Annotated in this window: 13 protein-coding genes and 3 pseudogenes; 11 read left to right on the top strand and 5 right to left on the bottom strand. The window is 65.4% G+C overall.

Features of this window, described 5'->3' with window-relative positions; genetic code table 11:
* Nucleotides 1–37 precede the first annotated feature (37 nt).
* The 4 genes from ACVJ5M_RS21350 to ACVJ5M_RS21335 all read left to right on the top strand — a co-directional run bounded on the left by ACVJ5M_RS21350 (nucleotide 38) and on the right by ACVJ5M_RS21335 (nucleotide 4,350).
* Entirely contained in the window at nucleotides 38–985 is a 948-nt protein-coding gene (locus ACVJ5M_RS21350; RefSeq protein WP_014494716.1) for an aspartate carbamoyltransferase catalytic subunit, read from the top strand.
* A 5-nt stretch (nucleotides 986–990) separates the two neighbouring features.
* Complete coding sequence (locus tag ACVJ5M_RS21345; RefSeq protein ID WP_354096603.1) at nucleotides 991–2,292, top strand: dihydroorotase; 1,302 nt, start codon at nucleotides 991–993, stop codon at nucleotides 2,290–2,292.
* A 47-nt stretch (nucleotides 2,293–2,339) separates the two neighbouring features.
* Entirely contained in the window at nucleotides 2,340–2,936 is a 597-nt protein-coding gene (gene plsY, locus ACVJ5M_RS21340; protein ID WP_166342106.1) for a glycerol-3-phosphate 1-O-acyltransferase PlsY, read from the top strand.
* Between the two features lie 211 nt (nucleotides 2,937–3,147).
* A complete protein-coding gene (locus ACVJ5M_RS21335; RefSeq protein WP_354096586.1) occupies nucleotides 3,148–4,350 on the top strand; it encodes a patatin-like phospholipase family protein in 1,203 nt (400 codons plus the stop codon).
* On the opposite strand, the gene ACVJ5M_RS21330 is transcribed toward ACVJ5M_RS21335, so the two are convergent.
* Nucleotides 4,342–5,586 (bottom strand): amidase, encoded by a 1,245-nt coding sequence (locus tag ACVJ5M_RS21330; RefSeq protein WP_354079153.1) that lies wholly within the window; start codon nucleotides 5,584–5,586, stop codon nucleotides 4,342–4,344. The genes ACVJ5M_RS21335 and ACVJ5M_RS21330 overlap by 9 nt on opposite strands.
* 312 nt (nucleotides 5,587–5,898) lie before the next feature.
* Here ACVJ5M_RS21330 and ACVJ5M_RS21325 point away from each other — a divergent pair.
* From ACVJ5M_RS21325 to dprA, 4 genes and pseudogenes are all read left to right on the top strand, one after another.
* Nucleotides 5,899–6,323: pseudogene (locus ACVJ5M_RS21325) on the top strand (DoxX family protein).
* 106 nt (nucleotides 6,324–6,429) lie between these two features.
* Nucleotides 6,430–6,543, top strand: a pseudogene (locus tag ACVJ5M_RS21320) (DNA-processing protein DprA); the annotation flags it as partial.
* A gap of 329 nt (nucleotides 6,544–6,872) precedes the next feature.
* Nucleotides 6,873–7,724 (top strand): ABC transporter substrate-binding protein, encoded by an 852-nt coding sequence (locus tag ACVJ5M_RS21315; RefSeq protein ID WP_354100287.1) that lies wholly within the window; start codon nucleotides 6,873–6,875, stop codon nucleotides 7,722–7,724.
* Between the two features lie 109 nt (nucleotides 7,725–7,833).
* On the top strand, nucleotides 7,834–8,976 hold the full coding sequence (dprA, locus tag ACVJ5M_RS21310; RefSeq protein ID WP_354100288.1) for a DNA-processing protein DprA: 1,143 nt from the start codon (nucleotides 7,834–7,836) through the stop codon (nucleotides 8,974–8,976).
* On the opposite strand, the gene ACVJ5M_RS21305 is transcribed toward dprA, so the two are convergent.
* On the bottom strand, nucleotides 8,973–9,383 hold the full coding sequence (locus ACVJ5M_RS21305; protein ID WP_028152772.1) for a winged helix-turn-helix transcriptional regulator: 411 nt from the start codon (nucleotides 9,381–9,383) through the stop codon (nucleotides 8,973–8,975). The genes dprA and ACVJ5M_RS21305 overlap by 4 nt on opposite strands.
* Nucleotides 9,384–9,467: 84 nt before the next feature.
* Here ACVJ5M_RS21305 and ACVJ5M_RS21300 point away from each other — a divergent pair, with 84 nt between their 5' ends.
* Nucleotides 9,468–10,076, top strand: coding sequence for an FMN-dependent NADH-azoreductase (locus ACVJ5M_RS21300; RefSeq protein ID WP_354079145.1), 609 nt, complete (start codon nucleotides 9,468–9,470; stop codon nucleotides 10,074–10,076).
* Nucleotides 10,077–10,134: 58 nt separating this feature from the next.
* Here the strand turns inward: ACVJ5M_RS21300 and ACVJ5M_RS21295 are convergent, their stop codons facing one another.
* Nucleotides 10,135–10,317 carry a hypothetical protein gene (locus ACVJ5M_RS21295; protein ID WP_354079143.1) on the bottom strand — a complete coding sequence of 61 codons (183 nt, stop codon included), beginning with the start codon at nucleotides 10,315–10,317 and terminating at the stop codon, nucleotides 10,135–10,137.
* Between the two features lie 174 nt (nucleotides 10,318–10,491).
* Nucleotides 10,492–11,265, bottom strand: coding sequence for an SDR family NAD(P)-dependent oxidoreductase (locus ACVJ5M_RS21290; RefSeq protein ID WP_354079141.1), 774 nt, complete (start codon nucleotides 11,263–11,265; stop codon nucleotides 10,492–10,494).
* A gap of 123 nt (nucleotides 11,266–11,388) precedes the next feature.
* On the opposite strand from ACVJ5M_RS21290, the pseudogene ACVJ5M_RS21285 reads away from it, so the two are divergent.
* Nucleotides 11,389–11,857: pseudogene (locus tag ACVJ5M_RS21285) on the top strand (winged helix-turn-helix transcriptional regulator).
* Between the two features lie 263 nt (nucleotides 11,858–12,120).
* Here the strand turns inward: ACVJ5M_RS21285 and ACVJ5M_RS21280 are convergent.
* Nucleotides 12,121–12,360 carry a hypothetical protein gene (locus ACVJ5M_RS21280; RefSeq protein ID WP_354100289.1) on the bottom strand — a complete coding sequence of 80 codons (240 nt, stop codon included), beginning with the start codon at nucleotides 12,358–12,360 and terminating at the stop codon, nucleotides 12,121–12,123.
* 227 nt (nucleotides 12,361–12,587) lie between these two features.
* On the opposite strand from ACVJ5M_RS21280, the gene topA reads away from it, so the two are divergent.
* Nucleotides 12,588–15,332 carry a type I DNA topoisomerase gene (topA, locus tag ACVJ5M_RS21275; RefSeq protein WP_354096584.1) on the top strand — a complete coding sequence of 915 codons (2,745 nt, stop codon included), beginning with the start codon at nucleotides 12,588–12,590 and terminating at the stop codon, nucleotides 15,330–15,332.
* The last annotated feature ends 14 nt before the right edge of the window (nucleotides 15,333–15,346 follow it).

Here is a 15,346-nt window from a genome sequence, read left to right as displayed (position 1 = left end):
GCCCCCCCAGCCATCCCCGCCTATAGCTCTCGTTTTAATGACATCGAAATCGACCTTCGTCCTCGGCCACCGGCATTTGCTGGGCATCGAGGGCCTTTCCGCGGCCGACATCACCGGCCTCCTCGACCTGTCCGAAGAATATGTCGAGCTCAACCGCCAGGTTGACAAGAAGCGCACCGTCCTGCGTGGACGGACGCAGGTAAATCTGTTCTTCGAGGCCTCGACCCGGACCCAGTCCTCGTTCGAGCTCGCCGGCAAACGGCTGGGCGCCGACGTCATGAACATGTCGGTCTCCTCCTCGTCCATCAAGAAGGGCGAGACGCTGGTCGACACCGCGATGACGCTGAACGCCATGCATCCGGATATCCTGGTGGTGCGCCATCACGCCTCCGGCGCGGTGGAACTGCTGGCGCGCAAGGTCGACGGTTCCGTGATCAATGCCGGCGACGGCGCGCACGAGCATCCGACGCAGGCGCTGCTCGACGCGCTGACCATTCGCCGCAACAAGGGCCGGATCGAGGGCCTCGTGGTCGCGATCTGCGGCGACGTGCTGCATTCGCGTGTCGCCCGTTCCAACATCATCCTGCTCAACACCATGGGCGCCCGCGTCCGCGTCGTCGGCCCTTCCACGCTGCTGCCGCCCGGCATCGAGCGCATGGGGGTCGAGGTTGCGCGCGACATGCGCGAAGGGCTCAACGGCGCCGATATCGTCATGATGCTGCGGCTCCAGCGCGAGCGCATGAACGGCTCCTTCGTGCCGTCGACCTCCGAATATTTCAACTATTTCGGGCTGGACCAAAAAAAGCTCGCTTACGCCAAGCCGGATGCTCTCGTCATGCATCCCGGCCCGATGAACCGCGGCGTCGAGATCGACACAGCGGTCGCCGACGGCGCGCAATCGCTGATCCGCGAACAGGTCGAGATGGGCGTGGCGGTACGGATGGCCGTGCTCGAAGCGCTCGCCCGCAATTTGCCGAACGCGTGATGCTCATGCTGACTGACCGCCGTCCCATCCTGCTCGCCAACGCCCGCGTCGTCGATCCCAGCAGGGATTTCGACGGCCCCGGCGATGTCCTGATTGCCGACGGCATCATCCGCGAGACCCGTCGCGGGATCGGAGCGGCCGGCGTCCCCGAGGGCACCGACGTCGTCAACTGCGCCGGCAAGATCGTGGCCCCCGGCCTGGTCGACATGCGCGCCTTCGTCGGCGAGCCCGGCTTCAGCCACCGCGAGACCTTTGCCTCCGCGAGCCAGGCGGCCGCGACCGGCGGCATCACCACCATCATCTGCCAGCCCGACACGTCTCCGGTGATCGATAACTCGGCGACCGTCGACTTCGTGATGCGCCGCGCCCGCGACACCGCGATCGTCAACATCCAGCCGATGGCGGCGCTCACCAAGGGCATGCACGGCGAGGAGATGACCGAGTTCGGCCTGCTCAAGGCCGCCGGCGCGATCGCCTTCAGCGACAGCGACAAGAGCGTGATCAACGCGCAGGTGATGCGCCGCGCGCTGACCTACGCGCGCGATTTCGACGCGCTGATCGTGCATTACACCGAGGATCCCGATCTGGTCGGCGAAGGCGTGATGAACGAGGGCGAGTTCGCCTCGCGGCTCGGCCTGATGGGCATCCCGAACGCGGCGGAGGCCGTGATGCTCGAGCGCGACATGCGTCTCGTCGCGCTCACCGGCGGGCGCTATCACGCGGCCTCGCTGACCTGTATCGACTCGCTCGACGTCCTGAAGCGCGCCCGCGACGCCGGCCTCGCCGTGACCGCCTCCGTCTCGATCAATCATCTTGCGCTGAACGAGAACGATATCGGCCCCTACCGGTCGTTCCTGAAGCTGTCGCCGCCGCTGCGGACCGAGGACGACCGCCGCGCGCTGGTCGCCGCGGTCGCCTCCGGCCTCGTCGACGTCATCATGTCCGACCACAATCCGCAGGACGTCGAGGTCAAGCGCCTGCCGTTCGCGGAAGCCGCACCCGGCGCCATTGGGCTCGAGACCATGCTGCCGGCGGGCCTTCGCCTCGTGCACAACGAGGAACTCGACCTGAAGACGCTGATCCGGGCCATGTCGACGCGGCCGGCCGAGATCCTGGGCCTGCCGGGTGGAACCCTGCGCACGGGCAGCCCGGCCGATGTCATCGTGATCGATCCCGATGTGCCCTGGATCGTCGATCCCGCCGACCTCAAATCGCCCTGCAAGAACACGCCGTTCGACGAGGCCCGCTTTACAGGCCGCGTGGTGCGCACCATTGTCGGCGGACGGACGGTGTACGAGCATGTCTGACGGGCAAATTCATGCGTGGCGTCGCGGTTCAGCATGGAGATGCGGCCATGGGGCTTGAAGCCTTCCTGCCGGTGGCCTTTGTCATCGGCTACCTGCTCGGCTCGATTCCGTTCGGGCTGGTCCTGACCAGGCTCGCCGGCACGCAGGATATTCGCTCGATCGGCTCCGGCAGCATCGGCGCCACCAACGTGCTGCGCACGGGACGCAAGAGCCTTGCCGCGGGCACCCTGCTGCTTGACGCGCTCAAGGGCACGGTCGCGGTGGTGATCGCCGGCTACATCGCGGGACCCAATGCCGCCATGGTGGCCGGGCTCGGCGCCTTCCTCGGCCATCTCTTCCCGGTCTGGCTGAAGTTCAAAGGCGGCAAGGGCGTCGCCGTCTATATCGGCATCCTGCTCGGCCTGTTCTGGCCCGGCGCGATCGTGTTCTGCCTGCTTTGGCTCGCCACCGCCTTCACCACCCGCTACTCCTCGCTGTCCGCGCTGGTGGCGGCGTTCATCACCCCGATTTTCCTGTGGTGGTTCGGGCACCTCGCGCTCGCATCGCTGTTCGCCGCGCTGACGCTGCTCTTGTTCTACGCGCATCGCGAGAACATCAAGCGACTGCAATCCGGCAAGGAAAGCCGGATCGGCGAGAAGGCCTAGAGCGTTTTCGAGCGAAGTGGCTACCGGTTCGCGTCAAGAAAACGCGTCAAAACAAAATCCAAGGCCGGAAAAAGTACGGATATCGCCGCACCGCCTCCGCATTATGTGCCAATTCCTGTTCGCAACTCGGAAGCTGCTCGCGGCCGGAGTGGCGAACGAGTTCCACGCCTGTCATCCTGACAGCGGAAATGGCGTTACGCGGTAGCTCAGAATGAGCGAGAAGGTTGTCGGCACGCATGACGGGTCCGGTTCGCACGGTGCTTCCAGCACCGCAGCAAGCCGGCTGCTCTCGATGACCAATATCTGGTCCGATGCGCCATCGCCGCTGCCCGCGCCCGAGCCTGCTCCCGTACCCCCGCCAGTGACCCGGCCTGCGCCCGTCGCGCAAGCCGCCGCGCCAGTCGAGATCGTGACCATTGCAGCGCCGGTCGCGGCCGTGCAGCCGCGCTCCAGCCAATGGCCGCCGCAAAGAGTGTCGCTGGCCCTTCAGGGCGGCGGCACTTTTGCGGCCTTCACCTGGGGCGTGCTGGAGCGGTTGCTGGAACACCCGACCATCCAGATCGACACCATCAGCGGCGCCAGTGCCGGCGCCATCAATGCGCTGCTGCTCGCCTCCGGCCTCGCCGAAGGCGGACGCGAAGGCGCCCATTCGCGGTTGAACCGGTTCTGGGCCCGCCTGATGCACGAGGCCTCGTTCCGCTCCTTGATGCTGGTCGGCGGATTCTCGCCGGCGGGAAGCTCGGTCGCATTCGGTCCGACGTTGCGCTCCGGCCAGTTCGATCCGTTCGATCTCGATCCGCTGCGGCTGGCGCTATCGCGCGACATCGATTTTGCCGCCTTGCGCGACGCGGCCTGCCCAAAACTGCTGATCGCCGCGACGCGAATCCGCGATGGGCAGCAGCAGATCTTCCGCAACGATTGCATTACCGCCGACGTCGCGCTGGCCTCGACCTGCCCGCCTTTGGTTCACTGCGCCGTCGAGATCGACGGCGAGGCCTATTGGGATGGCGGCATTGGCGGCAATCCGCCGCTGGTGGGCCTGGCGCAGGAATCGACAGCCTCCGATCTGCTGCTCGTCCAGGTCACGCCCACGCGCGACAGCTACGTGCCGATCACGCTCGCCGCGATCGACCGCAGGCTCGACCAGATCGCAGCCAACGCCGCCCTCAACGCCGAGATCGCGGCACTCGAATGGGCGCGAGCCACGGCTGCACCTTCGCTGCGGCTCTCCAGGATCGCGGCCGAAGACTCCGTTGAGGGCCTGGCGCAGCGCTCATCCACCGATCTCGGCCGCGGCTTCATTCGCACGCTGCACCGGAGTGGCCGCGAGGCCGCCGAGCGTTGGCTCGGACAAGGCGCTGCAGGCGCCGAGGCCGAACGCGCGCTGCCCGCCGCTGAGCCTGCGCTAGCCTGATTTCGCCAGCGCGTCCTCCAGGAACCATGCCGCCGCAAGCGCGCCCGGATCGTTGCCGAAGCGCGCGATCACCTGCACGCCGATCGGCAGGCCGCCCACTTTCATCACCGGCACGTTGACGCACGGGTTGCCCATCAGCGTCCAGAGCCGGTTGTAACGGGGCGAGCCGGTCGAGGCGAGCTCCTTGGCCGGCGCGGTGCCCGGCGCCGAATAGGTCAGCAGCACGTCAAACCCCTCGAACAGTTCGCCGAGCTCGCGGCGGCCACGGCGGGCGATCCGACGCGCGTCGTCATACTGCTTCGGCGTCAAGCCGACGGTGTCATCGAGGCTGGCACGCAGCATCGGCGCGATCTCGTCGTGATGCTCCGAAAACTCCCAGGCCAGCGCGCGATGCGCCTCGAAATCCTGGATGATCGGGTGGATGCGCCAGGCTTCCTGCACCGACTCCGGCAGATCGATGGTCTTGACACTGGCGCCGGCCTTCTCGGCCGCCTTGATCGCAGCCTGCAAGCCCTCTTCCGCCGCCGGCTCCACGGCCTCGGCAAACTCCTGCCTCACCACGCCGATGCGCGGCGCCTTGGCCGCGGCGATGCCATCGAATTCAGTGCGGCCGGTGATCGCCAGCAGCCCGCGCGCGAGATCTTCCGCGCGCGATCCGAACAGGCCGACAGTATCGAGCGCCCACGAGTAGCACTTCACGCCGATGGTCGGCAGCATCCGGAACGACGGCTTGATCGCGGCAGCCCCGCAATAGGCGGCGGGCCGGATCACCGATCCGCCGGTCTGGGTGCCCAGCGCTAGCGGAATCATGCCGGCGCCGACGGCCGCAGCCGAGCCCGAGGACGAGCCGCCCGGCGTATGGCCGAGATTGTGCGGATTGAGCGTCGGGGTCGGATCGCGCGAGGCGAACGCCGTGGTGGTGGTCTTGCCGATGATGGTGGCGCCTGCCCGCTTCAGCATCATCACGACCGGCGCGTCCGAGCGCGGCTGCCAGCCGCGATAGATCTCCGAGCCCATCTCGGTCGGCATGTTGGCGGTGTCGATGATGTCCTTGATGCCGACGGCGATGCCGCGCAGCGGGCCGGAGGCTTGCGCCTTCGCGGATTTGTCGTGACGGACGAAGGCGTGGACGTCCTTCTCCCTGGCCTCGATCGCCGCGTGCGACTGGGCGATTGCGTCATCGGGCGAAAGCTCGCCCGCTTCGATGCGGCGCTGGAGGTCGGCGAGTGAGATCATGGCAATACCCTTCTTATTGCCATCGCTTTTAGCATCGGGACGAGGTCGCGCAAGCGCACGTGGACGCGGTCGATCCATGCGTGCAGTCGACCGGGACCAGCGGCTCGACCAGAGCATCCGCGTCCGCGGGCGCCGCGCGGATGAGATCAAAAATGGAAACAGTATCTTTCAATTATTTCTATTTTTATCGCGATTCAATCGAGCCAGTGTGAGGTCACAACGCAGGGCCCTGCGGCGCGCACTCTCTTACGAACCACAAACGCCTGGTGCGTCACCGCCGTCGGACCTCAACCAAGCACAGGAGCGATGACCATGGATACGACCCGTTATGCTTCCCTCGTTGGCCGCCTGCTGATCGGCCTCCCGTTTGCAATGAGTGGCTTCAGCAAGCTCACCGCTTATGGTGCGACGACCGCTTACATCGCCGCTGCGGGATTGCCGGTGCCCCCGTTGGCATATGCGATCGCAGTTCCCGTCGAGCTCGGTGGCGGTCTCCTGCTGATCGCGGGCTATCAAGCCCGCTCGGTGCGCTGGCGCTCGCCATATTCTCGCTAGCCGCGGCAGTCTCGTTCCACAACAACTTTGCAGACCAGAATCAGATGATCCACTTCCTCAAGAACGTGATGATGGCAGGCGGCCTGCTCCAGATCTTTGCCTTCGGTGCCGGTGCGCTTAGCCTTGACGCTCGCGTCTCCCGTGGCGGCGTCGCTGTCGCTCAGGCGGCGCACGCGCGTTGAATCGACGACCTTGCGGAAGACCCGTCGACCACGTCGGGTCTTCCGGCAGCGCCTTTGAAGCCCGATCAAGCGCACGTAACTGTTGCCCACGCCCTCAGGTTGTTCCATGCTGCTCCCACAAGGAGACGCCGTGGACGCCATCAATCCGAGCGTGGAGCTGACTGAAGCCGAGCGGATCGACCGCCTGCGGCTGATCCGCTTCGACAATGTCGGGCCGCGTGGCACTAACGCGGAAACGCCGCAACCTTTGCGTTAGTTCTAAATTGCCCCGACAATCAAGGCGATGAGATTCGAATTGCCGGACTGTTGGACGCTCACGCCGTCTCGGCTTAGGCTGTGCGCCTTCTGACCCAACCTGTTCATTGACGCGGCTGGACCAATGTCGAAAAATGCTTACTCTCTGCCAGAGGATAAGCGATTTAGCGGTGCTATGAAACGACGCGGATTCATCACTTTGGCTGGCGGGGCGTTGGCGTGGGCAACGGCCGCACGCGCTCAGCAAGTGAAGCGCGTCTCGCGGATCGGCCTTTTCCTCCCCCACCGCGAAATTTGGAGGTCGACGCGTTCCTCGTTGCGCTTCGCGGTCTCGGTTGGGTTGAGGGCGAGAACGTCCACGTTGAATATCGCGACGCCGACGGCGACGATAACCGGCTTCCGGCGCTGGCTGCTGAACTGGTCGCCCTCGGCGTCGACGTTCTCGTGACAGCCACATTTCCCGGGGTTCTTGCCGCGCACCGTGCGACGACCACAATTCCAACCGTGATGATCGTGGGTCCCGATCTGGTGACCTTGGGCCTTGCAGCCAGCATGGCTCATCCCGGTGGCAACATTACGGGACAGACCTTTTTCCTTACAGAACTAGCTGCGAAGCGGTTAGAGGTTCTTGCGAGCATAGCTCCCTCGATGACCCGCGCAGGGGTGCTCATGCAGCGAGGCAACCCCCTGAACAACGGCACCATGAGTGCCATGACGAACGCCGCGCGGGCAATGAAGGTTGAGCTGCGACCGATCGAGCTTGACGTCCCCGGCGACCTCGACAACGCGCTATCAATCTTCGGCTCCACCGCCATGGACGGTCTCGTCATCACGGACGCCAATGCGTTTGTCACCAATTCGGCGTTGGTCGCGGCGATTGTCGACAAGTGCCGCGTGCCATCGATTGCCGCACCCATCGTCGCGTCCCGGGGGGGCGCACTGGTAGGGTACGGGGTAGACTTCACCTCCATGTTTCGCCGCGCCACTGTTTTCGTTGACAAGATATTGAAGGGCGCGAACCCGGCCGACATCCCCATCGAGCAGCCGACGCTGTTTAAGACGGTCATCAACTTGAAGACCGCCAAGGCGCTCGGCCTCGAGATACCGCAGTCGTTGCAGGTGCGCGCGGACGAGGTCATCGAATAGCAAAAGCCTTGAGGAATGAGGCAGCGCGTTGCTCCATTCCTCCTCCGCCCATGATTGGGGCGATAGAAACAACCACACGCCACTGTTGCCCACGCCCTCAGGTTGTTCCATGCTGCTCCCACAAGGAGACGCCGTGGACGCCAGCAATCCGAGCGTGGAGCTGACCGAGGCTGAACGGATCGACCGCCTGCGGCTGATCCGCTCCGACAATGTCGGGCCGCGCACCTTCAAATCGCTGGTCGATCATTTCGGCAGCCCGCGCGCCGCACTGGAGCGGCTGCCCGATCTGGCGCGCCGCGGCGGCGCTCAACGATCGGGGCGCATCTGTAGCGTGGACGAGGCGAAGGCCGAGCTCGACGCAAGCCGCAAGTTCGGCATCGCGTGGCTTGCACCCGGCGAGGACGGTTATCCGGCGCGGCTCGCCACGCTCGACGATGCGCCGCCGCTGCTCGCCGTGCGTGGCGACAACGCAACCTTGATGCGGCCGATGATCGCGATCGTCGGTTCGCGCAACGCCTCCGGCGCCGGCTTGAAATTCGCCGGGCAGCTCGCGCGCGAGCTGGGCGAAGCTGGCTTCATCGTCATCTCGGGGCTCGCCCGCGGCGTCGACCAGGCCGCACACCGCGCCAGTGTCGAGAGCGGCACCATCGCCGTGCTCGCCGGCGGACATGATTGCATCTATCCGCCCGAGCATGGCGACCTGCTCGCCTCGATCCTCGATCACGCGGGCGCTGCGATTTCCGAGATGCCGCTCGGCCACGAGCCGCGCGCCCGCGACTTCCCCCGCCGCAACCGGCTGATCTCGGGCGCAGCCCTCGGCGTGGTCGTGGTCGAGGCGGCGCATCGCTCGGGCTCGCTGATCACCGCGCGCATGGCGGCAGAACAGGGCCGCGAGGCGTTCGCGGTGCCCGGCTCGCCGCTCGACCCGCGCGCCGCCGGCACCAACGATCTGATCAAGCAGGGCGCAACGCTCGTCACCGAAGCGTCCGACATCGTCAACGCTGTCGCACCGATCATGGAGCGGCCGCTGATGCATCGGGCGAGCGAGCCCGACAGCGAACCGTTCGAGAGCGATCCGCAATCACACGACCGCGACCAGATCACCGGCCTGCTCGGCCCCGCCCCCATCTCGATCGACGATCTCGTGCGGATGTCCGGCGCATCGCCAGCCATCGTGCGCACAGTGCTGCTGGAGCTCGAGCTTGCCGGCCGCCTCGAACGCCACGGCGGCGGTCTCGTTTCTCTTCTCTAGGTGTCGTTGCGCTCATCGAACCGCGTGCGTGCCGCCGCGATCTGCGCCTGGTGCTCCTTCGCCCATAGCCCAAGCGCCATCACGGGCTGCTGGAGCCCGCGGCCAAGATCGGTCAGCTCATAGTCCACGCGCGGCGGAATGGTCGGGAAGATCGTGCGCGTGACCAGGCCGTCGCGCTCCAGCCCGCGCAGGGTCAAGGTCAGCATCCGCTGCGAGATGCCGTTGATCATCCGCTTCAGCTCATTGAAGCGCTTGGGCCCGTCGCTCAGCATCATGATGACGAACACGCTCCATTTGTCGCCGACGCGCGCCAGGATCGAGGCGACCCCGCGGCAGTCCGCGTGGTCGCGATCCGGCATCTGGGGAGCAGGAAAATCGGTGTGTGCAGGTCTCAAAGATGTGCCCATGGCTCAAAAAAGTGCGTTCTTGCGGGGAATTTGACAGTCACTCATGTAGTGCGGGTTACAAATCTATACCATAGGTGAACCCCAATGAAACTCCTCCATATCGACTCCAGCGTGCTCGGCCCCCACTCCGTCTCACGGCAGGTTTCCGCCGCCATCGTCGACCGTCTCAGGCAGGCGACGCCGTCGCTCGACCTCGTCTACCGCGATTTGACGCAGATTCCGCTCGCCCACCTCTCCGGCTCGCACCTTGCGGCCGCGCAAGGCGCGCCGGCGCCGGCGGAACTCGGTCCCGACCTGGCCGCGAGCGCGGCCGTGCTCAACGAGTTCCTTGATGCCGATATCGTCGTGATCGGCGCGCCCATGTACAATTTTACGATCCCGAGCCAGCTCAAGGCCTGGATCGACCGCGTCCTCGTGGCGGGGAAAACGTTCAAATACGACGCGAACGGCCCGCAGGGTCTTGCCGGCGACAAGCGCGTGATCGTGGCGATCTCGCGCGGCGGCTATTACGGCCCGGGCACGCCGGCCGCCTCGCTCGAGCACCTCGAAACCTATTTGCGCGGCGTGTTCGCGTTCATGGGCATCACGAGCCCCGAATTCATCGTCGCCGACGGCATCCAGGTTGGCCCTGAGCATCGTGAGAAAGCGCTGGCCGGAGCGCTTCAGGCTGCCACCAGCCTGCAGGCGGCGTAACACTTACGCCGACACCAGCCGCTGCCGGACTCCGGCGGCGGCTGAGAGTTCGACAGCGCTAAAACCAGGCGCCCTGAACGCCAAGAATGACGGCGATGAGCGAAATGAAAAGCCCGATGCCTGAGAAAAGTGCCACCCCGATGAACTCGGACGTGTCGGAGTGCTTGGCGGGAATAGCGGAATGTTCGGTGTAAATACGCGGTTCTGAAATCGACGAAGAAATACGAGCTGCTTTTGACATCGCGGGCTCCCTGAAAGTGAGTCTTATGACCCTGCCCGCAAAAGGGTCTTGGCAGCGCAAGCGAAGGTTCAACGCCTCACGGAAGGTTCAGAGGAATACAGCCACCGAGGTGTAGGAACAGGCCGGCGCAACCGATGTCGTCGCGCCGACCGATTCAATTTTCGCAAACGTTGATCAGCCGCGATAGATCGGCGCGCCGCTCGGAGACGCCACCGCGCCGCCGTCGACGAAGATCTCCTGGCCCTGGATGTGCCCGGCATCGTCGGAGGCGAGGAACAGCACCGTCTTCGAGATGTGATCCGGTTCAGCAATGCGGCCGAGCGGCGTGGATAGTCCAAGGCGCTTCTCGAACGCCTTCTCCGCTTCAGGCGTTGCGATCGCGGCGCCCCAGATCGGCGTGCGGGTCGCGCCGGGCGCAACGACGTTGACGCGGATGCCGCGCGGCGACAGTTCCGAGGCCATGATCCGCGCCAGCGCGCGCACGCCGGCCTTGGCGGCCCCGTAAGCGGAGTAGCCGGGAACGCCGAGCACGGAGATCACCGAACCGTTGAGGATGATCGAGGCGTTGTCGTTGATATAGGGCAGCGCCGACTGCACCGTGAAGAACACGCCGGTGAGGTTGGTGCTGATCACCTTCTCAAAGACATCCAGCGTCGTCGAGCCCAGCGGCGTGCTGCCGGGGATGCCGGCATTCGCGAACACGATATCGAGCTTGCCGAATTTTTCGGTGCCCTTCTTGATCGCCGCTTCAGTCGCGGCGACGTCGGTCGCGTCCGCAACCAGCGCGAGCCCGTTCGGCCCGAGTTCCTTTGCTGCGGCCTCCAGCGTCTCCTTGTTGCGCCCGGTGATGATCACCTTCGCGCCCTCGGCCACGAACAGCTTTGCCGTTGCCAATCCAATTCCGCTGTTGCCGCCGGTGATGAGTGCCGTCTTGCCGCTCAGTCTCATGCTCGCCTCTCCAATAGTTTCATTATGAAACCATATTGCAATCTAGGCGGATGGTTTTATGATGCAACCACACAAGCGCGTGATTGGCGCCGACATCGTGCGAATGTGAGGGGACCTCAGACGATGGTGAAACGAACGAGTTTTGAGGGTGACGGCTGCCCGGTCGCGCGGTCGCTGGGAGGCGATCGGCGACTGGTGGACGCTGCTGATCATCCGCGAAGCGATGCTCGGTGTGCGCCGCTTCGGCGAGTTTCAGGGCAAGCTCGGCATGGCCAAGAACATCTTGTCGGCGCGCCTGCGCTCAATGCTCGAACACGGCATCCTGGCGACCGCCCCCGCCTCCGATGGCAGCGCCTACCAGGAGTATGTGCTGACGCCGAAGGGACTTGGCCTTTTCCCGATCCTGGTCGCGCTCCGGCAATGGAGCGAGGAGTTCGACGACACGCCTGAGGAGATCGACACCGTCATGGTCGATCGCGTCAAAGGCCGCCCGGTGAAGAAGCTCGAGCTGCACGCCGAGGATGGACGGTTGCTCAGCCTGGCCGACATCACGCTGAAGCCCCGACCGGCACCGCGGCGGCGGTCGGCCTGATCGCGGCACGCTGCCACCACACCGTCATTGCGAGCGCAGCGAGGCAATCCAGAGTTTCACCACGGAGGGATTCTGGATTGCTTCGCTGCGCTCGCAATGACGGGATTGATGCGGCGCGCCTCCATATATCGCCGTCACCCTGAGGTGGCCGCTTCTTCAGCGGCCCTCGAAGGGCGACGGCCCGGCTGCGGCATCTCGGCCGCTCATCCTTCGAGGCTCGCTACGCGAGCACCTCAGGATGACGGATTGGATGGTGAGCGCCGCTACGACAGCTTGCGCTTGCTCCGCAGCCGCAGTTGCTCGTCGGCCTCCAGCTTGGTCATGCCCAGGAGATAATGCAGCACGTCGAGCTTGTGGCGCTCGGCGAGCTTGCGCAACGCCCCGACCTGCTCGGCGATGAAGGCGACGGCCTCATCGACGCCGCCCTCCCCTGGTTCCTCACCGCGCGAGCCCCCCGGCGCGCCTGATGCGGCGCGCGCCCGTTTCTTTCCTGGCTTAGTCACCAGACCCCACCCGAATCCATGCCCCGGGAGGACTCTACGCCGACATTGACCGCAACTCCAAGGTGGTATTTTGCAACTTTCTCGATATGAAACTTTTCCCATTTGGGGTGCTTTCAACACCCCTCGATTTGACAGCGAGGGCCTCACCACCCATGTTCGGGTCGAAACGGCCGATCCGAATCTCATCGAAAGCGGCTCGTAATTTCCCCGTAAGCTACTGGAACTACATGAATATCGTCATTGTGGAGTCGCCGGCGAAAGCCAAGACGATCAACAAGTATCTGGGCTCGTCCTACGAGGTTCTGGCCTCGTTCGGCCATGTCCGCGACCTCCCGGCGAAGAACGGTTCCGTCGATCCGGACGCAAATTTCAAGATGATCTGGGAGGTCGACCCCAAGGCGGCCGGCCGGCTCAACGATATCGCCAAGTCCCTGAAGAACGCCGACCGCCTGATTCTGGCGACCGACCCTGATCGCGAGGGCGAGGCCATCTCCTGGCACGTTCTGGAGGTGCTGAAGGAAAAGCGCGCGCTGAAGGACCAGAAGATCGAGCGCGTGGTGTTCAACGCCATCACCAAGCAGGCGGTCACGGATGCGATGAAGAATCCGCGCCAGATCGACGGCGCGCTGGTCGACGCCTACATGGCGCGCCGCGCGCTGGACTATCTGGTCGGCTTCACCCTCTCCCCCGTGCTCTGGCGCAAGCTGCCGGGCGCCCGTTCGGCGGGCCGCGTGCAGTCGGTGGCGCTGCGGCTGGTCTGCGACCGCGAACTGGAGATCGAGAAGTTCGTCGCGCGCGAATACTGGTCGTTGATCGCGACCCTGCTGACGCCGCGCGGCGACGCCTTCGAGGCGCGCCTGGTCGGCGCCGACGGCAAGAAGATCCAGCGTCTCGACATCGGCACCGGTGCGGAAGCCGAAGACTTCAAGAAGGCGCTGGAAGCGGCCGCCTACGCCGTGACCGCGGTCGATGCCAAGCCGGCCCGGCGCAATCCGCAGGCGCCCTTCACCACCTCGACGCTGCAGCAGGAAGCCAGCCGCAAATACGGTTTTGCGCCGGCGCACACGATGCGCATCGCCCAGCGCCTTTATGAAGGCATCGACATCGGCGGCGAGACCACCGGACTCATTACTTATATGCGTACCGACGGCGTGCAGATCGATCCGTCCGCGATCACCCAGGCGCGCAAGGTGATCGGCGAGGACTACGGCAACGCCTATGTGCCGGAGGCCCCGCGCCAGTATCAGGCCAAGGCCAAGAACGCCCAGGAAGCGCACGAAGCGATCCGTCCGACCGACATGTCGCGCCGCCCCGACAGCATGAGCCGCAAGCTCGATGCCGACCAGGCGCGACTCTACGAGCTGATCTGGAAGCGCACCATCGCGAGCCAGATGGAATCGGCCGAGCTCGAGCGCACCACCGTCGACATCACCGCGAAGGCAGGCTCCCGCACGCTGGAGCTGCGGGCGACGGGCCAGGTCGTCAAGTTCGACGGCTTCCTCGCGCTCTACCAGGAAGGCCGCGACGACGAGGAAGACGAGGACTCCCGCCGCCTGCCCGCGATGAGCCCGAACGACGCGCTCAAGCGACAGTCGCTCGCCGTCACCCAGCATTTCACCGAGCCGCCGCCGCGCTTCTCGGAGGCCTCGCTGGTCAAGCGCATGGAAGAGCTCGGCATCGGCCGTCCCTCGACCTATGCCTCGATCCTCCAGGTCCTGAAGGACCGCGGCTACGTCAAGCTCGAGAAGAAGCGCCTGCACGGCGAGGACAAGGGCCGCGTCGTGGTCGCCTTCCTCGAAAGCTTCTTCAGCCGCTACGTCGAATACGACTTCACCGCCAATCTGGAGGAGCAGCTCGACCGCATCTCCAACAACGAGATCTCCTGGCAGCAGGTGCTGAAGGACTTCTGGACCGGCTTCATCGGCGCCGTCGACGAGATCAAGGATCTGCGCGTCGCCCAGGTGCTCGACGTGCTCGACGACATGCTGGGCCAGCACATCTATCCGCCCCGCGCCGATGGCGGCGATATCAGGCAGTGCCCGAGTTGCGGCAACGGCCGGCTGAATCTCAAGGCCGGCAAGTTCGGCGCCTTCGTCGGCTGCTCGAACTATCCGGAATGCCGCTACACCCGCCAGCTCGCCGCCGACAGCGAGACCACCGCCGACCGTTCGCTCGGCCAGGACCCCGACACCGGTCGCGATGTCTGGGTCAAGGCCGGCCGCTTTGGGCCCTACATCCAGCTCGGCGAGCAGAAGGATTATGAGGAAGGCGAGAAGCCGAAGCGCGCGGGCATCCCGAAGGGCACCTCGCCGGGCGACGTCGAGCTCGAGCTTGCGCTGAAGCTGTTGTCGCTGCCGCGCGAGATCGGCAAGCATCCGGAGACCGGTCAGCCGATCACGGCAGGTCTCGGCCGCTTCGGGCCGTTCGTGAAGCACGAGAAGACCTACGCCAGCCTGGAGAGCGGCGACGAGGTCTTCGACATCGGCCTCAACCGCGCGGTGACGCTGATCGCGGAGAAGGTCGCCAAGGGCCCGAGCCGCCGCTTCGGCGCCGACCCCGGCAAGGCGATCGGCGATCATCCGACGCTGGGCACCGTCACGGTGAAGAGCGGCCGTTACGGCGCCTATGTCACGGCAGGCGGCGTCAACGCGACGATCCCGGCCGAGTTCGAAAAGGACACCGTCACGCTGCCGCAGGCGATCGCGCTGATCGACGAGCGCGCGGCCAAGGGCGGCGGCAAGAAGCCGAAGAAGGCGGCGAAGCCGCCCAAGGCCAAGAAGGCTGCGGCGAAGGCCGCCGACGGCGATGACGCCGCGCCGAAGCCGAAGAAACCGGCCGCGAAGAAGGCGGCCAAACCAAAATCCGAATCCACCAGCAAGGCGCGCGCCGCCGTGTCGTCGACCGCAAAAACGTCGCCGACCAAGGCCGCCGCCCCCAAGGCTCCGGCCAAGAAGAGTGCCGGCAAGACCTAGATCAAGAATTAGAG

It is taken from the genome of Bradyrhizobium sp. S3.7.6, assembly GCF_054061875.1.
Note: the sequence above shows the minus strand (reverse complement) of the source record. Positions and strands in the feature narration are given on the sequence as shown.

Excerpts from the sequence above, each read along its gene's own strand:
- ACVJ5M_RS21350 (WP_014494716.1), top strand. The coding sequence starts at position 38 with ATGACATCGAAATCGACCTTCGTCCTCGGCCACCGGCATTTGCTGGGC.
- ACVJ5M_RS21345 (WP_354096603.1), top strand. The coding sequence starts at position 991 with ATGCTGACTGACCGCCGTCCCATCCTGCTCGCCAACGCCCGCGTCGTC.
- plsY (WP_166342106.1), top strand. The coding sequence starts at position 2,340 with ATGGGGCTTGAAGCCTTCCTGCCGGTGGCCTTTGTCATCGGCTACCTG.
- ACVJ5M_RS21335 (WP_354096586.1), top strand. The coding sequence starts at position 3,148 with ATGAGCGAGAAGGTTGTCGGCACGCATGACGGGTCCGGTTCGCACGGT.
- ACVJ5M_RS21330 (WP_354079153.1), bottom strand. The coding sequence starts at position 5,586 with ATGATCTCACTCGCCGACCTCCAGCGCCGCATCGAAGCGGGCGAGCTT.
- dprA (WP_354100288.1), top strand. The coding sequence starts at position 7,834 with ATGCTGCTCCCACAAGGAGACGCCGTGGACGCCAGCAATCCGAGCGTG.
- ACVJ5M_RS21305 (WP_028152772.1), bottom strand. The coding sequence starts at position 9,383 with ATGGGCACATCTTTGAGACCTGCACACACCGATTTTCCTGCTCCCCAG.
- ACVJ5M_RS21300 (WP_354079145.1), top strand. The coding sequence starts at position 9,468 with ATGAAACTCCTCCATATCGACTCCAGCGTGCTCGGCCCCCACTCCGTC.
- ACVJ5M_RS21295 (WP_354079143.1), bottom strand. The coding sequence starts at position 10,317 with ATGTCAAAAGCAGCTCGTATTTCTTCGTCGATTTCAGAACCGCGTATT.
- ACVJ5M_RS21290 (WP_354079141.1), bottom strand. The coding sequence starts at position 11,265 with ATGAGACTGAGCGGCAAGACGGCACTCATCACCGGCGGCAACAGCGGA.
- topA (WP_354096584.1), top strand. The coding sequence starts at position 12,588 with ATGAATATCGTCATTGTGGAGTCGCCGGCGAAAGCCAAGACGATCAAC.